Genomic DNA, 4,309 nt, shown 5'->3' with positions numbered 1-4,309 from the left:
CGCGCCTTCACGGTGACCGGCGTGCGCCAGGTCGGGGCCATCGGCTCCGTCGGGAGCGATCCCGCGGTGGTGGTCGTCCTGGCCGAGGTCACCTATGCCGAGGGTGACCGAGAGCTCTACCAGCTGCCGCTGTCGTTGTACGACGCCCCGCAGGACCACCTCGACCACGCCCTGGTGGGGCGCTGGCCGGAGTCTGCGGAGGGCTCGGAGGACGGCGCGTTCGCCTACGACGCCGTCCAGGACCGGGCCGCGATGTCCGCCTACCTGCGGGCCTTCGACGGCCCGCACACGGGCCTCGACTTCGTCCGGCTCGAGGGCCACGACCTCGATCTCGACGCGGTGCCCTCGCTCTTCAGCGGCGAGCAGTCCAACTCGTCGGTGCTGTTCGGCGACGACTCGGTCCTCAAGATCTTCCGCAAGGTGACACCGGGCGAGAACCCCGACATCACCACCCACCAGGTCCTCACCGAGGCGGGCTCCACGCACGTCGCCGCGCTCTACGGCTGGATCGAGTCCGACGACCTCCACCTCGCGATGCTGCAGCAGTTCCTGCGGACCGCGAGCGACGGCTGGGAGCAGGCACTGGCCAGCGTCCGTGACCTGTTCGCCGAGGGCGACCTGCACGCCGAGGAAGTGGGCGGCGACTTCGCCAGCGAGGCGTCACGACTCGGTACTGCCCTGGCCGAGGTGCACGACCAGTTGCGGGCAGCCTTCCCGACCGCCGAGATCGACGCCGCCGACGTGGCGCGGACGATGTCCCGCCGCCTGGACGAGGCCATCGCCGTCGTCCCCGACCTCGGCGAGTACGCCGACGGTGCCCGCGCCGTCTTCGCGGCCATGGCCGGACTCGGCAACCTCCCCGTGCAGCGGGTGCACGGAGACCTCCACCTCGGCCAGACCCTGCGCACCGTCGCGGGCTGGAAGCTCGTCGACTTCGAGGGCGAGCCCGCCAAGTCACTCGCCGAGCGCCTGCTCCCCGACTCCCGCTGGCGTGACGTCGCCGGGATGACGCGGTCGTTCGACTACGCGCCACATGCCGTCGACGCCTCCCTGCCCGAGGACGACGCCGACGTGGCGCATCAGCGCGCCATCCGCGCCGACGAGTGGGCTCGCCGCAACCGCAAGGCGTTCCTGGCGTCGTACTGCGGGGAAGGTGGGCTCAGCGACGCCGACCGCACCGTGCTCACGGCGTACGTCGTCGACAAGGCCGTCTACGAGTGCGTGTACGAAGCACGCAATCGCCCGGCCTGGCTACCGATTCCGCTGGCAGGCGTCGCGCGGCTCGTCGCGGACTGATCAACCGAGGATCGCGCGCACGATCGCGATCGAACCGACCACGACGGCTGCGAGCAGCCACAGGCCGATCAGCAGTACGACGGCACATCCCACCCGACCCGTCCAGCGCTGCGCATCGGACTCCGGAGCAGGCAGGTCACGGCTTCCCCGAGGGCGCACTGCCGCTTCGCGGCGAAGCGCCTGGACGCGGGCGGTGTCGCGCAGCGCCGAGGGGATGCTCGCCAGCCGCGCGGTCTCGTCGCCGAAGCGCTCGCGCCATGCGTCGACAGCCGCCAGGGCAACCGGGTCGTCGCGACCCGTCACGAACCACAGCGCCCCCGCGGCGGGCAGGTTGCCCATCTCGTTGTGAACCGATGCAAGGAGGTCGAGCACCTCGTCGTCCTGGCGGTTCACGAGAAGGCCCGTCAGCCGGTCCCGCGCCTTCCACGCGCGGCCGGCTTCGAGGTCGGCGCGAGCGCGGACAAGGGCGTTGGTCACCGGCGGATCGTGTCAGGAGAGTGGCGTGGGTGCCACCGGATTCCCGTCAGTCAGCGATTCGCGGCGCAGGTCTCGATCTCCCTCTCCGGGTCCGGTCCGTTCGCCAACAGGTCCCGTTGGCTTCCCACCTCGATGACCTCCTTCGCCGGCGGCGGCTCCACGACGATCTTCGCGCCGAAGCCGCGGTACTCGACCCGGATCCTCAGCGAGTCGGCCATGTCCTTGATCGCCAGGACCTCCGCGGGCAACTGGTCAGCGTCAAGGCGGGCAAGGACGTCAGCCGCCCCGAACTCGACCGCCGCGTACCTCCCGTCGGTGACCGTGACCACGCCCGGGACGGTAGCGGCCGGGTCAATCGGCGCATCGAGCTGATTGACGATCTTCGGCATCATCGCTGGTGCTGCTTCGTCCAGAAGGAGGTCGACCCTGACCAGATCTCCGGTGCCGTCAACCAGGCCGACCGCCGATGGCTCCAGAAGCATGTTCGCCGTCGGAGGGACGGCGGAAGCAGCGGCCTGGTCCCCGGTGCCGGTCGTGAAGTGCATCCAGCACCCGATCAGATCCGGGGCGATCCCGTCGCCCGTGACCTGGGACCAGACATGGCCGGCAATCATGCGATAGTCGACAGCGGCACCCGGCACCATGTAGCGCTGGAGGGCTGCTGGTCCGGCGAGATCGAAAGCACCCGTCGCCATGGTCTGCTGGTTGTCCCGGTCCTTCCAGATGACCTCGTACTCGGCGGTCGGATTCGCCAGTAGATCCCGCTCTGCGGCGTTCACCAGCGCCTGCGCCTGCTCCTTCGTCGCAACGTCAACGGCCGCGCTCGACGTCTCCTTGCCTGCGGACGGGCCGTCGGACTTCTCGCCGCAACCAGAGACGAGCAACGCGGCAAGAGCCACACAACAGAGGAGAACCCGAGACATGGGCGTCAGTATTGCCCGGCTCCCGCCCGGCGTCCGTGTTTCCGGAAGGCTACTGGGAGGCCGTGCGCTGGCAGGGCGACCACGCCGAGCGCGGCCGCCCCGTCGACGTACCGCCGTCGGACCCGCTGACGATCATCACGCCGCACCGGAGCCTCCACACGGAACACTGGCTGCGGAAGAGCGGGTTCTCCCCGAGGCAGACGTGGCGGGTCGAGTAGCCCGTCTCGCCACCGTCACCCGGCCACCCATCGTCCCGGGCACGGCCAAACGTCTCAGCCCGCGCCACCTCCGCGGACGGCTACCGTTCGTCCATGGACGGTGCACAGGCACCTGCGCGGCACGGACTCCTCGGCCGTTTCGACGCGCCCATCGAGGCGGCCTACCAGACCTGGTACATCGAACGGTTCCGACCGCTCGGGATTGCCATGGCAGCCGCATCGGTCGTCGCCTGGATCATCAACCCTTTGATCGTGACCGCGTATCTGGAAACGGATCATGTAGTGGCGACATTTCTCGTCAGCTGGGCGGTGAACATCCCGGCCCTGCTCGCCGGCATCGTCTACCTGCGCCGGCCCGAGCCGAAGTGGGCGATAGCTTTCGCGACCGGCCTGCTGATGCTGACCGCGGCCAACACCATTGCGGTCCTCCTCCCGTGGATCCCCGGTCTCAAGCCGATGGCGTTCGCACTGGCCGCCACCTTCTTCGGGCTGTTGGCACCCCTGGTCCAGTTGCCCTTCCGACTGACGCTTCTCACCGGGCTGCTGATCACCACCGCCGGGGAACTCGGCCTGTTCCTCGCCACGGACCGGACCGGGCAGGACGTGGCGATCTCACTGACCTTCATCCCGATCTCCTCGCTGCTCGTCGGCCCGGCGATGGCGTTCGCAAACGAACGTGACCTCCGGGCGCGCTACGTCCGCGAGCTGCTGATCCAGCACCAACGACAGTTGATCCGGCGATATGCACCGGGCTCTGTCGTGTCGCGCATCGAGCTCGGCGACAGCTCGATCGACCACCCGCAACGGCGTAGGATCACCATCCTCTCCTCCGACGTCGTCGGATTCACCGCGATGGCAGACCGGATCGATCCCGAGGCGCTGGCTCACATCATCAACGACTACCTCGGCGCCGTCTCCGACCTGATCGAGCGCCACGGCGGCACCGTGACGGAGTTCGCCGGCGACGGCGTGATGGCGATCTTCGGTGCCCCGGACGAGATCGATCCAGTCGACCAGGTCCGCTCGGCGATCGCCGCGGCACAGGAGCTGCAGCGGTCCCTCGTCGACTGGAGCCGCGCCTGGTACGCGCACGGGATCGTCGAAGCGGCCAACGCCCGGATCGGGATCAACACCGGCGTCGTGTCGGTCGGCACCTTCGGATCGGCGATCCGGGCGACGTACACAGGCATCGGACTGCAGATGAACATCGCCGCCCGCGTCCAGGCCCAGGCCGAACCCGGAGGCATCCTGCTGTCCAACACCAGCTGGCACCTCGTCAAGGACGCGGTCGACTGCGAAGCCCGGGGCGAGGTCTTCGTGAAGGGGGTGCACTTCCCCATCGAGCTGTACTCGCCGGTCGCCGGCTGACGCCGGCGACAACTCACAACTCGACGG

4 protein-coding genes are annotated in these 4,309 nt (G+C 69.1%); 2 read left to right on the top strand and 2 right to left on the bottom strand.

All coding sequences use genetic code 11. The features are described from left to right. Nucleotides 1-1,296: maltokinase N-terminal cap-like domain-containing protein (locus tag ACOADB_RS24860; protein WP_378605187.1), on the top strand; the 1,296-nt coding region annotated here is incomplete at its 5' end. Here ACOADB_RS24860 and ACOADB_RS24855 read toward each other — a convergent pair. After that, nucleotides 1,297-1,773, bottom strand: a complete 477-nt coding sequence (locus tag ACOADB_RS24855; RefSeq protein WP_378605184.1) for a DUF6584 family protein — start codon at nt 1,771-1,773, stop codon at nt 1,297-1,299. A 50-nt stretch (nt 1,774-1,823) separates the two neighbouring features. After that, entirely contained in the window at nt 1,824-2,696 is an 873-nt protein-coding gene (locus tag ACOADB_RS24850) for a hypothetical protein (RefSeq protein ID WP_378605182.1), read from the bottom strand. A gap of 311 nt (nt 2,697-3,007) precedes the next feature. Between ACOADB_RS24850 and ACOADB_RS24845 the strand changes: the two genes are divergently transcribed. Beyond that, on the top strand, nt 3,008-4,282 hold the full coding sequence (locus ACOADB_RS24845) for an adenylate/guanylate cyclase domain-containing protein (protein ID WP_378605179.1): 1,275 nt from the start codon (nt 3,008-3,010) through the stop codon (nt 4,280-4,282). Nucleotides 4,283-4,309: the final 27 nt, after the last annotated feature.

Origin of the sequence: Nocardioides sp. CPCC 206348 (assembly GCF_048654705.1) — a bacterium.
Classification (GTDB): Bacteria; Actinomycetota; Actinomycetes; order Propionibacteriales; family Nocardioidaceae; genus Nocardioides.
This window is presented reverse-complemented; position numbering and strand designations above follow the sequence as displayed.

Bases quoted from the DNA above. Each gene is read 5' to 3' on its own strand.
- ACOADB_RS24850 (WP_378605182.1), bottom strand. From the start codon at position 2,696: ATGTCTCGGGTTCTCCTCTGTTGTGTGGCTCTTGCCGCGTTGCTCGTC.
- ACOADB_RS24845 (WP_378605179.1), top strand. From the start codon at position 3,008: ATGGACGGTGCACAGGCACCTGCGCGGCACGGACTCCTCGGCCGTTTC.